The 14,227-nt window shown below is 46.7% G+C and carries 19 protein-coding genes and 1 other RNA gene; 11 read left to right on the forward strand and 9 right to left on the reverse strand.

Annotation, left to right across the window (positions count from 1 at the left end; genetic code table 11):
• On the forward strand, positions 1–1,236 hold the full coding sequence (locus tag LEPBO_RS0111340) for an AAA family ATPase (protein WP_017287684.1): 1,236 nt from the start codon (positions 1–3) through the stop codon (positions 1,234–1,236).
• Positions 1,237–1,291: 55 nt separating this feature from the next.
• Here the strand turns inward: LEPBO_RS0111340 and LEPBO_RS0111345 are convergent, their stop codons facing one another.
• From LEPBO_RS0111345 to LEPBO_RS0111355, 3 genes are read right to left on the reverse strand one after another with little or no spacing between them, the layout of a single operon-like run.
• On the reverse strand, positions 1,292–1,747 hold the full coding sequence (locus LEPBO_RS0111345) for a DUF29 domain-containing protein (protein WP_017287685.1): 456 nt from the start codon (positions 1,745–1,747) through the stop codon (positions 1,292–1,294).
• A 30-nt stretch (positions 1,748–1,777) separates the two neighbouring features.
• Positions 1,778–2,662: an alpha/beta fold hydrolase gene (locus tag LEPBO_RS0111350; RefSeq protein ID WP_017287686.1), complete on the reverse strand. Its 885-nt coding sequence runs from the start codon at positions 2,660–2,662 to the stop codon at positions 1,778–1,780.
• Positions 2,659–3,216 (reverse strand): 2'-5' RNA ligase family protein, encoded by a 558-nt coding sequence (locus tag LEPBO_RS0111355; protein WP_017287687.1) that lies wholly within the window; start codon positions 3,214–3,216, stop codon positions 2,659–2,661. The genes LEPBO_RS0111350 and LEPBO_RS0111355 overlap by 4 nt, the downstream gene beginning before the upstream one ends.
• 130 nt (positions 3,217–3,346) lie before the next feature.
• Between LEPBO_RS0111355 and LEPBO_RS0111360 the strand changes: the two genes are divergently transcribed.
• The 3 genes from LEPBO_RS0111360 (at position 3,347) to LEPBO_RS0111365 (ending at position 4,243) form a co-directional block, all read left to right on the forward strand.
• A complete protein-coding gene (locus LEPBO_RS0111360; RefSeq protein WP_017287688.1) occupies positions 3,347–3,613 on the forward strand; it encodes a YciI family protein in 267 nt (88 codons plus the stop codon).
• Positions 3,614–3,662: 49 nt separating this feature from the next.
• An RNA gene (ffs, locus tag LEPBO_RS40935) (signal recognition particle sRNA small type) lies at positions 3,663–3,759 on the forward strand.
• A 112-nt stretch (positions 3,760–3,871) separates the two neighbouring features.
• Positions 3,872–4,243, forward strand: coding sequence for a phasin family protein (locus LEPBO_RS0111365; RefSeq protein WP_017287689.1), 372 nt, complete (start codon positions 3,872–3,874; stop codon positions 4,241–4,243).
• Between the two features lie 131 nt (positions 4,244–4,374).
• Here the strand turns inward: LEPBO_RS0111365 and corA are convergent, their stop codons facing one another.
• Positions 4,375–5,535, reverse strand: a complete 1,161-nt coding sequence (corA, locus tag LEPBO_RS0111370; protein ID WP_017287690.1) for a magnesium/cobalt transporter CorA — start codon at positions 5,533–5,535, stop codon at positions 4,375–4,377.
• 108 nt (positions 5,536–5,643) lie between these two features.
• Here corA and LEPBO_RS0111375 point away from each other — a divergent pair, with 108 nt between their 5' ends.
• The 5 genes from LEPBO_RS0111375 to LEPBO_RS0111395 all read left to right on the forward strand — a co-directional run bounded on the left by LEPBO_RS0111375 (position 5,644) and on the right by LEPBO_RS0111395 (position 10,027).
• Positions 5,644–6,447 (forward strand): MlaE family lipid ABC transporter permease subunit, encoded by an 804-nt coding sequence (locus LEPBO_RS0111375; RefSeq protein ID WP_017287691.1) that lies wholly within the window; start codon positions 5,644–5,646, stop codon positions 6,445–6,447.
• Between the two features lie 213 nt (positions 6,448–6,660).
• Complete coding sequence (locus LEPBO_RS0111380) at positions 6,661–7,197, forward strand: P-loop NTPase family protein (RefSeq protein WP_017287692.1); 537 nt, start codon at positions 6,661–6,663, stop codon at positions 7,195–7,197.
• A gap of 65 nt (positions 7,198–7,262) precedes the next feature.
• On the forward strand, positions 7,263–7,844 hold the full coding sequence (dcd, locus tag LEPBO_RS0111385) for a dCTP deaminase (RefSeq protein WP_017287693.1): 582 nt from the start codon (positions 7,263–7,265) through the stop codon (positions 7,842–7,844).
• Between the two features lie 183 nt (positions 7,845–8,027).
• The gene (gntT, locus tag LEPBO_RS0111390) at positions 8,028–9,341 is read left to right on the forward strand and encodes a guanitoxin biosynthesis MATE family efflux transporter GntT (RefSeq protein ID WP_026148569.1); all 1,314 of its coding nucleotides are present in this window, start codon (positions 8,028–8,030) and stop codon (positions 9,339–9,341) included.
• Between the two features lie 311 nt (positions 9,342–9,652).
• Positions 9,653–10,027 (forward strand): hypothetical protein, encoded by a 375-nt coding sequence (locus LEPBO_RS0111395; protein WP_017287695.1) that lies wholly within the window; start codon positions 9,653–9,655, stop codon positions 10,025–10,027.
• Between the two features lie 61 nt (positions 10,028–10,088).
• On the opposite strand, the gene cobT is transcribed toward LEPBO_RS0111395, so the two are convergent.
• The 5 genes from cobT to LEPBO_RS0111420 form a co-directional block, all read right to left on the reverse strand.
• Positions 10,089–11,192 (reverse strand): nicotinate mononucleotide-dependent phosphoribosyltransferase CobT, encoded by a 1,104-nt coding sequence (gene cobT / locus LEPBO_RS0111400; protein WP_017287696.1) that lies wholly within the window; start codon positions 11,190–11,192, stop codon positions 10,089–10,091.
• Positions 11,185–11,922: a DUF2232 domain-containing protein gene (locus LEPBO_RS0111405; RefSeq protein ID WP_017287697.1), complete on the reverse strand. Its 738-nt coding sequence runs from the start codon at positions 11,920–11,922 to the stop codon at positions 11,185–11,187. The genes cobT and LEPBO_RS0111405 overlap by 8 nt, the downstream gene beginning before the upstream one ends.
• On the reverse strand, positions 11,915–12,292 hold the full coding sequence (locus tag LEPBO_RS36815) for a hypothetical protein (protein WP_051077856.1): 378 nt from the start codon (positions 12,290–12,292) through the stop codon (positions 11,915–11,917). The genes LEPBO_RS0111405 and LEPBO_RS36815 overlap by 8 nt, the downstream gene beginning before the upstream one ends.
• Before the next feature lie 87 nt (positions 12,293–12,379).
• Positions 12,380–12,733, reverse strand: a complete 354-nt coding sequence (locus LEPBO_RS36820) for a hypothetical protein (RefSeq protein ID WP_017287699.1) — start codon at positions 12,731–12,733, stop codon at positions 12,380–12,382.
• Between the two features lie 180 nt (positions 12,734–12,913).
• A complete protein-coding gene (locus LEPBO_RS0111420; RefSeq protein WP_017287700.1) occupies positions 12,914–13,492 on the reverse strand; it encodes an L-threonylcarbamoyladenylate synthase in 579 nt (192 codons plus the stop codon).
• A gap of 170 nt (positions 13,493–13,662) precedes the next feature.
• On the opposite strand from LEPBO_RS0111420, the gene LEPBO_RS0111425 reads away from it, so the two are divergent.
• On the forward strand, positions 13,663–13,929 hold the full coding sequence (locus LEPBO_RS0111425) for a BrnT family toxin (protein ID WP_017287701.1): 267 nt from the start codon (positions 13,663–13,665) through the stop codon (positions 13,927–13,929).
• 2 nt (positions 13,930–13,931) lie between these two features.
• The gene (locus LEPBO_RS0111430) at positions 13,932–14,189 is read left to right on the forward strand and encodes a BrnA antitoxin family protein (RefSeq protein WP_017287702.1); all 258 of its coding nucleotides are present in this window, start codon (positions 13,932–13,934) and stop codon (positions 14,187–14,189) included.
• Positions 14,190–14,227 lie beyond the last annotated feature (38 nt).

The raw sequence follows: 14,227 nt of genomic DNA on the forward strand, positions 1-14,227 counted from the left end.
ATGAGTTATTACATCGCTCCCCGTTTCCTCGATAAGCTTGCGGTTCATATTACAAAGAACTATCTGGCGCTGCCGAATGTGAAAGCACCTCTAATTTTGGGCATTCACGGGCGCAAAGGTGAAGGAAAATCGTTCCAGTGCGATCTGGTGTTTGAGCGCATGGGACTTGAGGCAGTTTATATGTCAGCCGGGGAATTAGAAAGTCCTGATGCGGGCGATCCAGGACGGTTGATTCGGCTGAGATACCGAGAAGCAGGCGAATTGGTGAAAGTTCGCGGCAAAATGGCGGTTCTGCTAATTAATGATTTTGATGCGGGTGCGGGACGGGTTGATCAGTTCACGCAGTACACCGTCAATACGCAACTGGTGCATGGAACGTTGATGAACATTGCGGATAATCCGACTAATGTTCAGCTTCCCGGCAGTTATGATGCCGAGCCGACGCAGCGGATTCCGATTATTTTGACCGGAAATGATTTCTCGACGTTGTATGCGCCGCTGACCCGTGACGGACGGATGGATAAGTTTTTCTGGGAACCTGATCGTGACGATCGCGTTGGAATTGTCAGCGGAATTTTTGAAATCGATCAAGTTGCACAGCGCGATATTGAACAACTTGTCGATCACTTTCCAGATCAATCGATCGATTTCTTTGGTGCATTGCGATCGCGGCTTTATGATGAGCAAATTCGCAGATTGATTGATGATGTCGGACTCGATCGTATTTCTCAGCGAGTGGTCAATAGTACAGAAAAACCGCCAGAGTTCCGCCGACCAGATTTCAGTCTGCCTCACTTACTAGAAGTGGGAGCGGCAATGGTGCGCGAACAGAAACGATTACAAGAATTGCGTTTGGTTGAGGAATACAATCAAACGATTAAGAATCGAGGATTGGGCGAAATTAAAATGACTCCCGACCCTGAACCTGAACCCGCTCGTAGCTATAGCGGCAGGCCTTCGAGTACGCGGCTTACTTCTGAAATTGTTGGAGAGGTGAATCGTATTTTGGGACAAGGACAGCGACTCGGCATTGAAGTCGTAGACGATCGCCGATTCAAAATGAATTCCTGGAGCTGTTATGGCATGTTTGAAGGAGATGGAGCAGCAGCAATTGCAGCGTTAGAGACTTGCTTGAATGAGCATCAGAAAGATTACATTCGATTAGTTGGAATTCGCGATCGTCAAAGAGTGACTGAAACGATCGTGCATCGTCCTGCTTACAATCATGCAGGCTAGGAATCTCAATGCTAAAGGAGTTTCATGCTCTGGCTAAGCAGCCATTTAATCATTCTCAATCTGGCAGATACTCAGAATTCAGTACTTGCTCAGGAAAATAAGGGCAATTCACGGGAAAAGTTTCTAACGGCAAACCCGTTTCGTCTGCTGCCTGCTCACGAGCATTCGCATAGCATTCCGCAAAAACCTCTTGAAAATAGGGAGTTAAGCTTGGTGAATCTTTCAAGTCATCGTTGACTCGCCGACGATGTTCTCGAATACTGCCCCGCCAACTTCCACTTCGCAACTCTGGTTGATGTTGCCATTTCAGCAGGTGAAGCAGAATCACCACGAGATTGCTTTTGAGGCTTTTCCGTTCCCGTCTCGACATATCTTCGATTTCTTCGATCAGGTTTTGCCAATCCACACAACTGTAGTTTTGAGATCGCAATTGCTCCACTGTCGTCTCAATCCATTGAACAAAATCGGCTTCATAAAGAGTTTTTTGACTGGCTTTCAGTTCAGTTGACATCGCTATGCCTCATGATTTTTTGGTTTATTGTCACTCAGATCGTTCGGAGTGCGATCGCACAAACCCCGCAATACTATCCACAAATTCCTGAGTCGATTCATAGGGCAATACATTTCGACCGGGAATGATGACACCTTCAGAATTCGGAAAATGTTCGAGGTAATCGGTTAAGCGATCTTCCACTTTCTCCCCTTTCCCTTCGCGGCTAATACTCGAAGCTTTATCTCCAAAAACTGCCAAAACAGGTTGCTGAATCTTTGTCATTCTGTCTGTGTAATCCTGCCGCCAAAAGCTCGATAAAAACGCAAACACCGCATGACGACTTTCTAAATCGTCTGATCCTTGTTTCAACGTCGATAGCCATTCAGAATCAACTTGAGTTTCATCCGCAAACAGTTGGCGAATCGAAAATCGTCTTAGGAATTCAGTGCGACGAGCATAGCGATAAAAGGCATTTCCAAACGGAGAATCGAACAGATTCCAGGCGATTCGATGGGAGGTTTCTGAAGTGTCTCGACTTAACAGCGACATTGCAGGAGAACCGCTCAGCACGATCGCTTTAACAAGATCCGGTTCGATATTGGCAAGCTCGATCGCGACTGGAGATAGCGCTCCTTGAGCAACCACGATCGCAGGCGTTTTGATCACGGTTTGCAAAAAGAATTGCAGTTGACGTGCCCAATCGATCGGCGCATAAGCAATTCGCGGCATATCAGAGTCGCCACAGCCGAGTAAATCAGGGTTGTAAATCGGATTCGGTCGCCAGGAATTGATGAATCGTTGCCAGAACTGACGCGAAAGACCAACCCCGATTGGATGAATTAACAGCAGCGGAACACCCTGACCTTCGTGAAAGTCATAGGCGCATCGATACTGATTCCATTGATAAAACTGGGTTTTGTTAAGTTGCTTCATCTCTCCACTTTAAAGGGAAATTCAGCATGAATTTGCCAGCGTTGCCCATCGTGTTTAAGTAGTGTCAGATGAGTCGCGTCAAATTCAAAATGTAACGGTTGCGCTTTAAATTCTTTCCAGGCAAGTTTAAAATTCTCTGGGGTTAGATCGCGAAATGCGACCGTCATATGGGGTGCATAGGGACGGGAGTTCTCTCTGGGATCACTAAGTTCGATTGAGGTTTCTAGGTGCTCAATCAACTTTTGATGGAGATTTAAGAGCGCATCAGAGCGATCGACATGAATAAAAATCACACGCGGTGGAAAAGCCCCGAAGCCATCTAGTGTAATAGAAATAGCAGGGTGTTTCGTCGTAAAAGTAGCAAGAGATTCAGTCAGTATATCTAAGCGCTGATGTCTCCATTTAAATGGGGGAAATAGCGTGATATGCGGAGGTGAGTTGAAAGCATGACGACTGTCATAGTACTGATCAAAATGGCATTTAACTTCGGTAGCATAGTTTTGAATTGCTTGTGGGGGTAGCAACGCAATGAAAAATAAGTGCTCTGCGTTCATAAGCTGCTCTACTTAGGAAAAAACTGACTCACGCCCCTTAAAGTCACGTAAAAACTTTACTCCACTGCTGTCGCGATCTTAAGCTACAGCATAGGTTCCCTTTGACAAAAATGATAGAGGAAAGCGGTCAATGCCTTGGTTCGTCAAAATTGAAGAAGGAATTGTCGATAAAGCGACATTTGATCGGTACGTGCCAGCCCATAAAGCATTTGTAAAAGATTTGATTGCGAAGGGCTATGAGGCAAAGACCGGGTATTGGGGTTGTTTTGGCGGTGGAATGTTGATGTTTAAGGCAAAATCGATGGATGAAGCCGAAAAAATCATTCTTGAAGATCCGCTGATTCGCAATCACTGTGTCCATTACAAGCTGTATGAATGGAAGGTGGTCGTGGAATAACTTCAGAATTTGTCATCGGTCTGTCACAGAGAGTGCTATGCTAGTAAATGACTCGGATCTATGCGATCGTAACGCCCAAACTTTGTCAGGACCGGAAGGTAGCAGCAATACGGGATGCTTATGGTAGGCGTAGTCTCCGGGTCACCTTCGTTTTAAAGGGTCGGTTCTCTTCACCTCGACTCGTCGGATTTTTCACTCTGGGCAATCGGTAGAATTCTGCGTATCTTGGAGGTAACGAGTACCAGGAGCACGATTGTTATGGGTTTGGGAGATATTGTACAAAAAGCGATGTATTTAGGGATTGGAGTTGCTTCCTACGCGGGTGAGAAAGCTGGCGAGAAGTTGACCGAACTGCGATCGCAGGTGCAAAAGTTGGCGGATGAGATGGTGGCACGCGGCGAGATGAGTTCAGAAGAGGCGCGCCGTTTTGTCGATGAGATGGTGCAGCGAGCGCAACAACCTAGTGTGTCTGCTCCAACTTCAGAGAGTGAAAAGCCGACTGAGCCGCGCAAAATCGAGATTTTAGATGATGATGAGCCTGCACCCACGCAGACGACAACAACAGTCGATGAGATGCGTCAACAGGTTGCAGATTTACAGGAAGAATTGCGGCGATTGAAGAAGAATTAGAGTAGGGTTCCTAGTCATCAGCAATTTTGGATTGGGGAGGGGGAGAGAATGCAAACTTAGATGGCTCCCCCTCTCCCTATCAATCGTGGTGAATTAGTAGAGATTTCTGAACACTCTACTTTTTGAAAGCCTTATTTTTTGACAGTGGTGGCAAAATCTTCAAACCAGCCTTTGCGTTTGAAATAGAAGACTAGCGCGATCGCGATCGACAACATGACTGCCCAGCAGACCGGATATCCCCAATACCAATTCAATTCGGGCATATTTAACGGCGACTTCTCCGGATTGAAATTCATTCCATAAACGCCAGCTACAAACGTCAAGGGAATGAAAATGGTTGAAATTACAGTGAGCACTTTCATGATTTCATTCATTCGATTGCTGACTGAGGAAAGATACACATCCATCAAACTTGCAGCCAGTTCGCGATAGGTTTCAACCATGTCTAGTACCTGAACCGTGTGATCGTAGCAATCACGCAGATAGATCTTCGCCTCTTCACTGACAAGATCATTGCTGCTATCTCGGATCAGAGAATTGATGGCATCTCGGAGCGGCCAGATCGATCGACGTAGCGTTAAAAGTTCTCGCTTGACGTGATGAATTTTTTCTAATGTCTGCCGACTTGGACTCTCAACGACTTCTTCTTCGAGTTCTTCAATTTCCTCTCCATAGACTTCGAGAATTGGGAAAAAGCCATCCACGATCGCGTCTAGTAAGGCATAGGCAAGATAATCTGCATTGCGTTTGCGAATCGAACCTTTTCCAGAACGAATGCGATCGCGCACGATACCAAAGCAGTCATGTTTCGATTCTTCCTGAACCGATAAAACGTAATGTTTGCCCAGAATCAAACTCACCTGTTCTGAATAAAATCCTTTGCCTGACTCTTTCAAAACGACCATTCGCGTAATAATGACCACCTGGTCGTCGTATTCCTCCATTTTTGGACGCTGCGGCACATTCACCACGTCTTCCAACAACAGCGGATGCAGACTAAAGACTCGTCCCAGTCGCAGCAAGATATCTTCACTCCCTAAGCCACGCACATCGACCCAAGAAACCGATTCTGTATCAAGGTAAGGTTGGCATTTTTCAGGTTGATCAATGGGCAAACGCACAGCATTTTCCTCGTTGTAATCGATCAGATCAATCACTGGAGGTTCTGCGTCTTTGGGAATTGTTAGCGTTCCAGGAACCGTTCCGGGAGCATCGTAGTGATATTCGATCGATTGATCGTCATCGTCCGGATCGACGACCAGACTCGTCAGTTGAATTCGCTTTCCTACCATGCTCAATCCCCTTACAATCAACAGAAGTCTTTCTACTGTAATCGAATCAAACTCAGCTATAACTAATACCTGATATGCTTCGATCGACTTTGAACAAGGGAGTGCCCTTTGACTGAATCGCCCGACAACTCTTCTTCTGCATTAGGACGATGGAGCCGACGCTTGATTGCCGCCATTTTACTGGGGGGACAAGTGATCGTCCATTTGTTGTCCCGTAAACTGAATCGTCGAAATACAGTGGAGCAGATGGCAGCCGTAGGCCCAGAATCGCTGTTGATTGCATTGTTGACGGCGATGTTTGTCGGCGCTGTATTTACGATTCAAGTCGCTCGCGAGTTTATTAATTTGGGTGCTGGAACGGCAGTTGGCGGAGTTTTGGCAATTTCGCTGTCCCGCGAGTTAGCTCCGGTTCTGACTGCGGTAATTTTAGCGGGACGGGTGGGGTCGGCATTTGCAGCAGAAATCGGGACAATGCGAGTGACAGAGCAGATTGATGCTTTGTATATGTTGAGAACTGATCCGATCGATTATCTGGTCATCCCCCGTGTGATTGCGTGCTGTTTGATGTTGCCGATTTTGACCTTGCTCTCTCTCGTAACAGGGATGACAGGGGGAATGTTTATTGCGGAATGGCTGTATGGCATCTCGCATAATGTTTTTCTGAATTCGGCAAAAAATTTCTTAAGTGTGTGGGATTTATGCAGTTCGCCGATTAAGGGATTTGTGTTTGGAGCGTTGATTGCGGTCATTGGTTCGAGTTGGGGACTAACGACAACCGGAGGCGCGAAAGGAGTGGGACAATCCACAACAACTGCCGTTGTCACGTCGCTGCTAGCCATTTTTGTCGTGAATTTCTTCTTGTCTTGGTTAATGTTTCAAGGCCCAGGACAGGCGCTTGGGCGAGGATTGTAGTTGTTTTCTGCAAAATTCATACGATTGATTGACAGTTTTTCTACTCAGAACGTCTGTACTTCTTGCAGATTTTTCTGTATCTTTATGGGCATCAGGGAAAATCTAGTCAGAAAGATCTTGACGCTTGACTATATGTAGTGTTTTATAGTGAAGCGGCTTGGAAAGAGACGCTATATCTAAATTCATTCGCCCTAATTTAGAGAGATAACCCCTATGGTTTCGCAAGTTGAGACACCGACGTTTGATGCACCACGATCGCGCAATCTGAGCGTGGAAGGATTGGTGCAGGTGTTTACCTCGTTTCATCGCAGTTTTTTTACTGGGGTGATGGCGCAGGCGATGCGGATTGCAGGGCAGGGCACACCTGTTTTGGTGGTGCAGTTTCTCAAAGGGGGCATCGGGCAGGGATACGATCGACCGATGCAGTTGAGCCAGAATCTCGATTGGATTCGGTGCAATGTGGTGCGGTGCATTGACACCCCTCAGATTGATCCACAAGAAGCGCGATCGCTGTTAGAGCTTTGGCAGCATACCCGCCGAGTTGTTGAGCAAAATCGTTACGACTTAGTGGTTTTAGACGAGCTAAGTTTAGCGATTCATTTTGGGTTTATTCCTGAGGTTGAAGTGCTTGACTTTTTGCAAAATCGCCCGCGTCATGTGGATGTGATTTTGACGGGACCTGATATGCCTGAAGCGATTTTAGATGTAGCCGATCAAATCACAGAACTGCGCCGCACTCACCAACCGTAGGATGATTTTGGCACCTGAATCCAAAATCCCGAATTCAAACTCCCCAATCTAAAACAAACAGCGTCATGATCAAGAACGACACCTGGATTTCGCAGATGGCACAAGAGGGCATGATTACACCTTTTGAGCCTCAGCTTGTACGCCGTGCTGAAGGGCTGCCTGTGATTTCGTACGGGTTGAGCAGTTACGGATATGATTTGCGCTTGTCGGCTTCTGAGTTTCGGATCTTTAAGCACATTCCAGGAACGGTGGTTGATCCGAAGAATTTTAGCGATGCAAATCTGGAACCTGCCCCCTTGCATCACGATGAGAATGGAAGCTTCTTTATTTTGCCTGCTCATTCTTATGGGTTGGGTGTGGCGTTGGAGCGGTTGGAAGTGCCGGATAATGTGACGGTAATTTGTATTGGCAAATCGACTTATGCGCGGATTGGATTGATTGCGAATTTGACTCCGGCAGAAGCAGGCTGGAGAGGGCATTTGACGCTTGAGTTCTCGAATTCGTCGAGTGCAGATTGTCGGATTTATGCCAATGAAGGCATTGTGCAATTGCTGTTCTTAGAAGGGTTGCCCTGTGCGGTGAGTTATGACGATCGACGCGGTAAATATCAAGATCAAGTTGAACGGGTGACCTTAGCACGAGTCTAAATTCTGGTTTGCGGATTTGCCAATTGAAGCTGTGGCGTTGTACAGGCGGGATATCCTGCTTGAGGTAGCGCCGCAGCTTTTTTAGGTTCATGGCTCTTGGTGCTTATGATGGATAGACCGCTGCATGAATGCCTTAGCAAATTTCATTCAGAGAGGATTTTCGATTCATCTCGTCATTGCTGAATGATGTCTTCTTATCCGTCGAATCTATTACACCGTTTCTTACAACTCGCGATCGTCAATATCATCTCGAATCTGCTCGTTCCGATCGCGGGCCTGCTCGATGTGGCATTTCTTGGACATTTGACTGAAATTCGTCACTTGGCAGGAGTCGCGATCGCGACTGTAATTTTTAACTATTTGTACTGGACGTTCGGATTTCTCCGCATGGGAACGACCGGGATGACCGCACAGGCGATCGGGCGCAATGATCCAGAAGCGGTCAGAATGATTGCGCTGCGTAATGGCGGAATTGCGATCGCAATTGGCATCTTGATTCTGATCTTTCAAACTCCTCTGCAAACGCTCGGGTTTGCCCTTCTCAGCGCGACTCCAGAAGTCAAAGCATCGGGGCAGGCTTTCTACAATGCACTGATTTGGGGTGCGCCTGCGACCTTAGTGAACTTTGTCTTGATCGGGTGGTTTTTAGGGCGATCGCAAAGTGGGAAAGTTCTGCTCTTGTCTGCGGTGAGCAACATTGCAAATGTCACTTTAGACTATCTATTTGTCGTCAAATGGGGCTGGGCAAGCACTGGAGCAGGCGCATCAACCGCTTTGGCTCAGTATTTGATGCTATGCGTCGGTTTGTTCATGAGTCGAGACATCTTTGGACAAGTTGCGATCGCGCAATTATTCGATCGGACTGAACTCAAAGCCATCTTTACCCTAAATCGCGATTTGCTGATTCGGACATTGGCACTGATTTCAACGTTTGCCATCTTCACGAATGTCAGCTCGACCTTGGGAACCACGGTTTTAACTGTTAATACGTTGCTGCTTCAGGTTGTCACGTTTTCGGCTTATTTCATTGATGGATTTGCTTTTGCGACAGAAACACTTGCCGGAACGTATTATCAATCGCGATCGCACTTAATCCGCTTGCTGAAAATCGCCGGCATTCATTGTGTCAGCGTTGGCATTTTGTTCGCGATCGTCTTTATTACATTTCCAACCGCTTTATTTCAGTTACTCACCAATCATCAATCCATTCTGGGCGAAATTCAGCACTTTACAGGCTGGCTCTTACCTGTCTTAGGATTTGGAGCAATTGCTTATTTATTAGATGGATATTTCTTAGGATTAACTGCCGGACGAAGTTTAAGAATCTCCTCACTTTGGGCGACATTCGTTGGATTTTTGCCAATTGCAGTATTCGCTACAGTTCTACGATCGAGCCATTTACTCTGGCTTGGATTGACGACTTTTATGTTAGTTAGAGCTGTGACCTTAGCGATACAAGTTCCATTGACCTTCCAATTGAAAGCTGCCAAGAATTGAAAGGATTTCTGTCGAGAATAGCCCGAATTTTAACTTCAAATTCGCGAAAGAAATTTCACCGTTTTTCATGTGGTTAGGATTTCACGAAAGCCTCATGAAGTCTAGGATTTCGGGGTTTATTTTTGCTTTAGATTTTAGCTTTGCTTTAGATTTACTTTACACTTAGAGACTCGGATTAAAGTAACTGCTCATGTGAATATTTCGCTACATTTTGAATCGCCACGAAACGTTAAATGATTCAGGAATAACCAAGTTCAATTGAAATTCATGACTACTATAGGTCGTAGAAAAGTAGGGGTAACAGGTTAACAATGGATACTATCCAAATTCAAATTAACGCTCTCAATAGCAAGGTTGATTCCCTGCATCAGATCATCGAAAATTTAGGGTCAAACGTCACACAAGCGCTGACTGAAATTCGATCTGACAACAATCAGGGAATCAGTCGATCGAGCTTTGGAACCTCGAATAGTCGGTTTAGCTATTCCTATGCGCGTTCTGGCAATGCTTCGCTCGAACACAAGGATGTTTTATCGGATGATCACACGGTTGAATCTACTTCTCAAACTGGCGAAAAATCTCTCTCGCCAGAGATCCAAATTCAACGCCTGACGGCTCAGTTGACGGCTGCTTACAATCGCATTGCAGCGTTAGAAGAACAACTTTTGGCACAGCGCATTCACTAGCCCAAAGAAGTGAGTTGATGAATGTATCGATGTGTTCATAACTCAATCGAATAGATTGGCTCTATTCAATCTGTTGGTTTCTCTGTTCAATAAGGTGTTCGATCGCGGCTAATAATTCAGCCTGTCCCCAGCTCTGGAAGACCGTTGCTGCGATCGCGCATCCACCCGCTCCTACACCTTCTTTGACAAAGCCTTGTTCATACATTTGCAGGGCTTTCCATCGCGACTCTGCAAAGCTTAATCGAGTCGCAATTAGAGAGACATTTTGCAAAGTTTTTGCTAATCCAATAGTATCCCCGGTCGGATCTTCTGCAACCCAGCGCGTTGTGCCGATGAGAATTTGCTCTGGATTCCACACGATCGCTTTGGTTTGCACAAGCGCTTCTGCTAACGCATAAACGGCTAACATCTGCGTGCCGCCTGCCAGCAATACGCCACAGATTCGGCTGGCTGCGATCGTCATTCCTGCTACGACAATTTGCATCGGATCACCAACTGCAGCAACGACTGCAAACGGATCACCCACCGAATCACAGTGTGATTGTCTCAGTCCTTGCTGCACGAGTTCCCATTTCTGCGTGTGATTGCAAACTGGGTGACTGCTGTTGATTTTTCCGATCGCATCGATTCCTAAGCCCGTCAGCACAGCGAGAGCCGTCGTTGTGCCACCGACGACACATTCTCCTAAAACTAGATAGTCTGCACTTTGTGCTAGCTTTTCGCCCCATTTCAAGCCTTGGTTGAATAAGTGATGCACTATTTGCAGATCGATCGCGTTTCCAGTACTCACACATCGAGCAGGAGCACCGCCTAAATCTACGGCTAGAATTGCAGGCGATCGCGGTAATCCCGCATTCAAAACAGTCACCGGAATCTTCAAAGCCTCAATCACTGCGCGAGAAATAAAAACGGGAGAAATTCCCACATGTAAAGGTGGCAGCGGAAATTCAGGATTCGGTTGAATGCCATTGACGAGAAATTCGGCATCGGCGATCGCTGTAAATTGGCGATCGTGCGGCGTTGCACCCGCAGCAGAAATTCCTGGAATTAATCCCGTGTCCGTAAATCCTAAAATGCAAGCAAAATGAGGCTTTTTCCCCTGATGCCGAGCGATCCAAGCCTTTGCTCGATCGACTTCTGTATAAATCGCGAGTGCATCAATCATTGTCAAATAGCACTTGCACCCAGTTCGGCGGACGGGGAATCGGAGAGTCTAAGCGATCCAATAGTAGCCATGCTACGAGATGAACGACCGAGAGATATATCGTATTGACTAACAGAATAGATACAAAGACAAACGCTTGAACCAACGCTAAGGAAGGCTGAACCATCAAGCCTACCAGCGTAAAAATCCAATCGAGAAAGTTCGTAATCTGAGCTGTACTGTAAAGCCACAGATCATCGCCAAGCAGCAGCGATACTAACCAAATTCGGAAAAACGATCCCAATACGCCGAGCAGCGTGCCGAGCGGAATCGAGACATACCAAGTCACCCGGCGATACCACAGCGCACCCAGTAAAACGCCCAAAAATCCATAGGGCATTACATATTGAATACTTCTGACCGGAGCCAATAAAACTGAGAGTAATAAAGCTGCGATCGCGCATCCCATCCAAGCTGCCCGACTTCCCCAACGTAGATAAATTAACGCGATCGGAATGGGGAAAAAGATCTGCAAAATTGGCCCCATTGGGAAATAGGTATTCACCAGCCAGACTAAACTGGCAGCACTCGCCATAAATGCAGTTTCGACCATAATGATCGGACTATCCGGATCGACTTGACGACGAACCGGACGGCGATCCTCAATATCGTGAGGGGTTGGATCGCTGTCCGGTATCCATTCTTCGTCGAGTTCAGTCGGATCAATTCGATCGTTTGGCAAATCAGTCATTGAATTTGATACTGGCGGGCTGATCTACTTTAGTGCAAATTCTCACAAGCGATCGCAGGAAGCTTTCAACCTGTTTTCGTTGGAAAACCGCAACCAAATTCGTGATCAGACAGAGACTGCCAAGACTCAACAAAATATAAGTCGGCATCATCACGACACCCACTAAAAACCAGGTGAGCACATGCAACACCATGACCCCTGAAAATAGCGATGCAAAACCAGCAGCAATTAAAACTTGGCGAGTGGGGCGACCTAGACCTGTCAGCGTCAAGGTCAAACCAGTGAGCAACAAATTGGTGGGAACCAGCACCGCGCAAATCCCGACACAATTTGCTCTAGAGAGTTCAAATAGTAAGTTTAAATCCAGCATTTTCTTAAAGGGTTGCAAGCCTCTCAATAGTCGCATCGGACTTTAAAGAATGCCGCATTTTTCAACTAAACTTTATGAAATTCTGTGTCAAAGGTGGTCTTGCAAGAAGTTGAGATCGAGGCTATCTTCCCACGGTGGCTCTGGATAAAGCAGCGCCAAATGATAGTCGATATCCCGTTCAACTTCGTTCATGTCAATGCGATCGAACCAACTTGACATAATGGCAAGATCTTGATCGCGCAGAGGCGAAATCGGGGCAGCATGATCAAACGGCTCTGCTCGATAGCGCCGCCGATTGACCGTCTTAACATAGCGCCACGGATTGACAGGAGGCGGATCAAGGCTGAGACGCTCCAGAGATCGAATCGGCGGCAGAGAGGGACTTTCATGAAGCGGAGTCTCGTCGATCGAGTCATGATCCGCGGGTGACACGTTTAACATAAGACAATCAGGCTGAAAGGCTGTGAGAGTAAACCCTGAGATCAAGCGCCCTGAAGTCAAGTCTGAGTTGAGAAATAAGCAGAATGCGTGGATCTACTGTATCGAGAAATAGGTAGAACCTCAATCGGTCTTTTGTCATGTGCAGTTCAGTCGAATCTCAGCCGCATCATTGTGCGATCGTCACAGTTTGACTGCCCCTTGTCTCAAGACTGCCCAGTCTTCTCCCGTCCATTTCACGACCGTTGAAGGTGTGCCAGATAAAGGTTCTGCTGATTCAATCGGCAACATAAGCACGTCTGGAAATTCGGTTGCGATCGCATCCATTGACAGTAAAGCGGGCTGTCCAGAACGATTAGCGCTTGTTGTCGCTAATGCCCCAGTTTGTGCCAAAATCTGTCGCGCCAGCGTATGATTCGGAACTCTTACACCGATCGTCGTGGGATCAGTGGGATTCATAATGGCTGGAACACGATCGCTCGATGGTAAAACGAGCGTTAAGGCTCCGGGTAAATATTTTTGGGCAGTTTCGTTCCAGATTTCAAGTTCTCGATCGCTGCCTTTGACGTATTGCCAGAGTTCGTCGATCTCACTTGCCATCAGAATCAGCGGTTTGTCGAGACTGCGTTGTTTAGCGGTGAAGATGAGATCGGCTCGATCGGGTTTGGCAGCGAGTGCAGGGACGGTATCGGTCGGGAAGCTAGCAAGATGAGTTCCAGCCCGAACGGAGGTAACTAGGGTCGCTAGGGAGACTTGAGGCATAAAAGAAAGTTGGAATGAATGTGGCTCTTGGATAGAGTTGCATGTTTGGGAAGATCCCAAGTGCTGAAAAATCAATTTAATACAACTTGGGATGCTTAATTTCCCAAGTCAGCAGAGGTAATAGAGCTAAGCCCCTAGTAGTATGCACACTTGTACATACTATAATTGAGATGGTTTACCAATGGAATAGAGACAAGGCAGCAGCCAATCTTCGCAAGCATGGTATTGACTTCGCTGATGCAGTATCCGTTTTCTCGGATGATCTGGCAATCACTATTCCAGATGAGCGGTTTGACGAAGAGCGATTTGTCACGATCGGTGTCGATGCATTTGGAAGAGTTTTGGTGGTTGTCTACACCTTGCGGGACGATGAAATCCGGGTTATCTCGGCTCGCAGAGCGACTCGGCAAGAACGGCAGCAGTATGAGGAAGGATAATTATGGAAGCTGAATACGATTTTAGCCAGGGGAAACGAGGGGCGATCGACCCAACACCAGCAGGAAAAACTCGGATCACCATTCGATTAGATGACGAGGTTTTAACATGGTTTCGTGAACAAGCTCACAGTGCAGGCGGAGGGAATTATCAAACGATGATTAACGAAGCTTTACGCCAGCACATTCAACAGAGCCATGAGCCTTTAGAAGAAACCCTACGTAGAGTTGTTCGTGAAGAATTAGAGCGTATTGAGCAGTGAGGTTTTACTGAGGGTTAATCGTTCGCGGTGACGGACAG

Source organism: Leptolyngbya boryana PCC 6306 (assembly GCF_000353285.1).
GTDB lineage: Bacteria > Cyanobacteriota > Cyanobacteriia > Leptolyngbyales > Leptolyngbyaceae > Leptolyngbya > Leptolyngbya boryana.

Bases quoted from the DNA above. Each gene is read 5' to 3' on its own strand.
- LEPBO_RS0111380 (WP_017287692.1), top strand. From the start codon at position 6,661: ATGGTTTCGCAAGTTGAGACACCGACGTTTGATGCACCACGATCGCGC.
- LEPBO_RS0111360 (WP_017287688.1), top strand. From the start codon at position 3,347: ATGCCTTGGTTCGTCAAAATTGAAGAAGGAATTGTCGATAAAGCGACA.
- cobT (WP_017287696.1), bottom strand. From the start codon at position 11,192: ATGATTGATGCACTCGCGATTTATACAGAAGTCGATCGAGCAAAGGCT.
- LEPBO_RS0111355 (WP_017287687.1), bottom strand. From the start codon at position 3,216: ATGAACGCAGAGCACTTATTTTTCATTGCGTTGCTACCCCCACAAGCA.
- dcd (WP_017287693.1), top strand. From the start codon at position 7,263: ATGATCAAGAACGACACCTGGATTTCGCAGATGGCACAAGAGGGCATG.
- LEPBO_RS0111420 (WP_017287700.1), bottom strand. From the start codon at position 13,492: ATGCCTCAAGTCTCCCTAGCGACCCTAGTTACCTCCGTTCGGGCTGGA.
- gntT (WP_026148569.1), top strand. From the start codon at position 8,028: ATGATGTCTTCTTATCCGTCGAATCTATTACACCGTTTCTTACAACTC.
- LEPBO_RS0111430 (WP_017287702.1), top strand. From the start codon at position 13,932: ATGGAAGCTGAATACGATTTTAGCCAGGGGAAACGAGGGGCGATCGAC.
- LEPBO_RS0111350 (WP_017287686.1), bottom strand. From the start codon at position 2,662: ATGAAGCAACTTAACAAAACCCAGTTTTATCAATGGAATCAGTATCGA.
- LEPBO_RS0111345 (WP_017287685.1), bottom strand. From the start codon at position 1,747: ATGTCAACTGAACTGAAAGCCAGTCAAAAAACTCTTTATGAAGCCGAT.
- LEPBO_RS0111425 (WP_017287701.1), top strand. From the start codon at position 13,663: ATGGTTTACCAATGGAATAGAGACAAGGCAGCAGCCAATCTTCGCAAG.
- LEPBO_RS0111340 (WP_017287684.1), top strand. From the start codon at position 1: ATGAGTTATTACATCGCTCCCCGTTTCCTCGATAAGCTTGCGGTTCAT.
- LEPBO_RS36815 (WP_051077856.1), bottom strand. From the start codon at position 12,292: ATGCTGGATTTAAACTTACTATTTGAACTCTCTAGAGCAAATTGTGTC.
- LEPBO_RS36820 (WP_017287699.1), bottom strand. From the start codon at position 12,733: ATGTTAAACGTGTCACCCGCGGATCATGACTCGATCGACGAGACTCCG.
- LEPBO_RS0111395 (WP_017287695.1), top strand. From the start codon at position 9,653: ATGGATACTATCCAAATTCAAATTAACGCTCTCAATAGCAAGGTTGAT.
- LEPBO_RS0111405 (WP_017287697.1), bottom strand. From the start codon at position 11,922: ATGACTGATTTGCCAAACGATCGAATTGATCCGACTGAACTCGACGAA.
- LEPBO_RS0111365 (WP_017287689.1), top strand. From the start codon at position 3,872: ATGGGTTTGGGAGATATTGTACAAAAAGCGATGTATTTAGGGATTGGA.
- corA (WP_017287690.1), bottom strand. From the start codon at position 5,535: ATGGTAGGAAAGCGAATTCAACTGACGAGTCTGGTCGTCGATCCGGAC.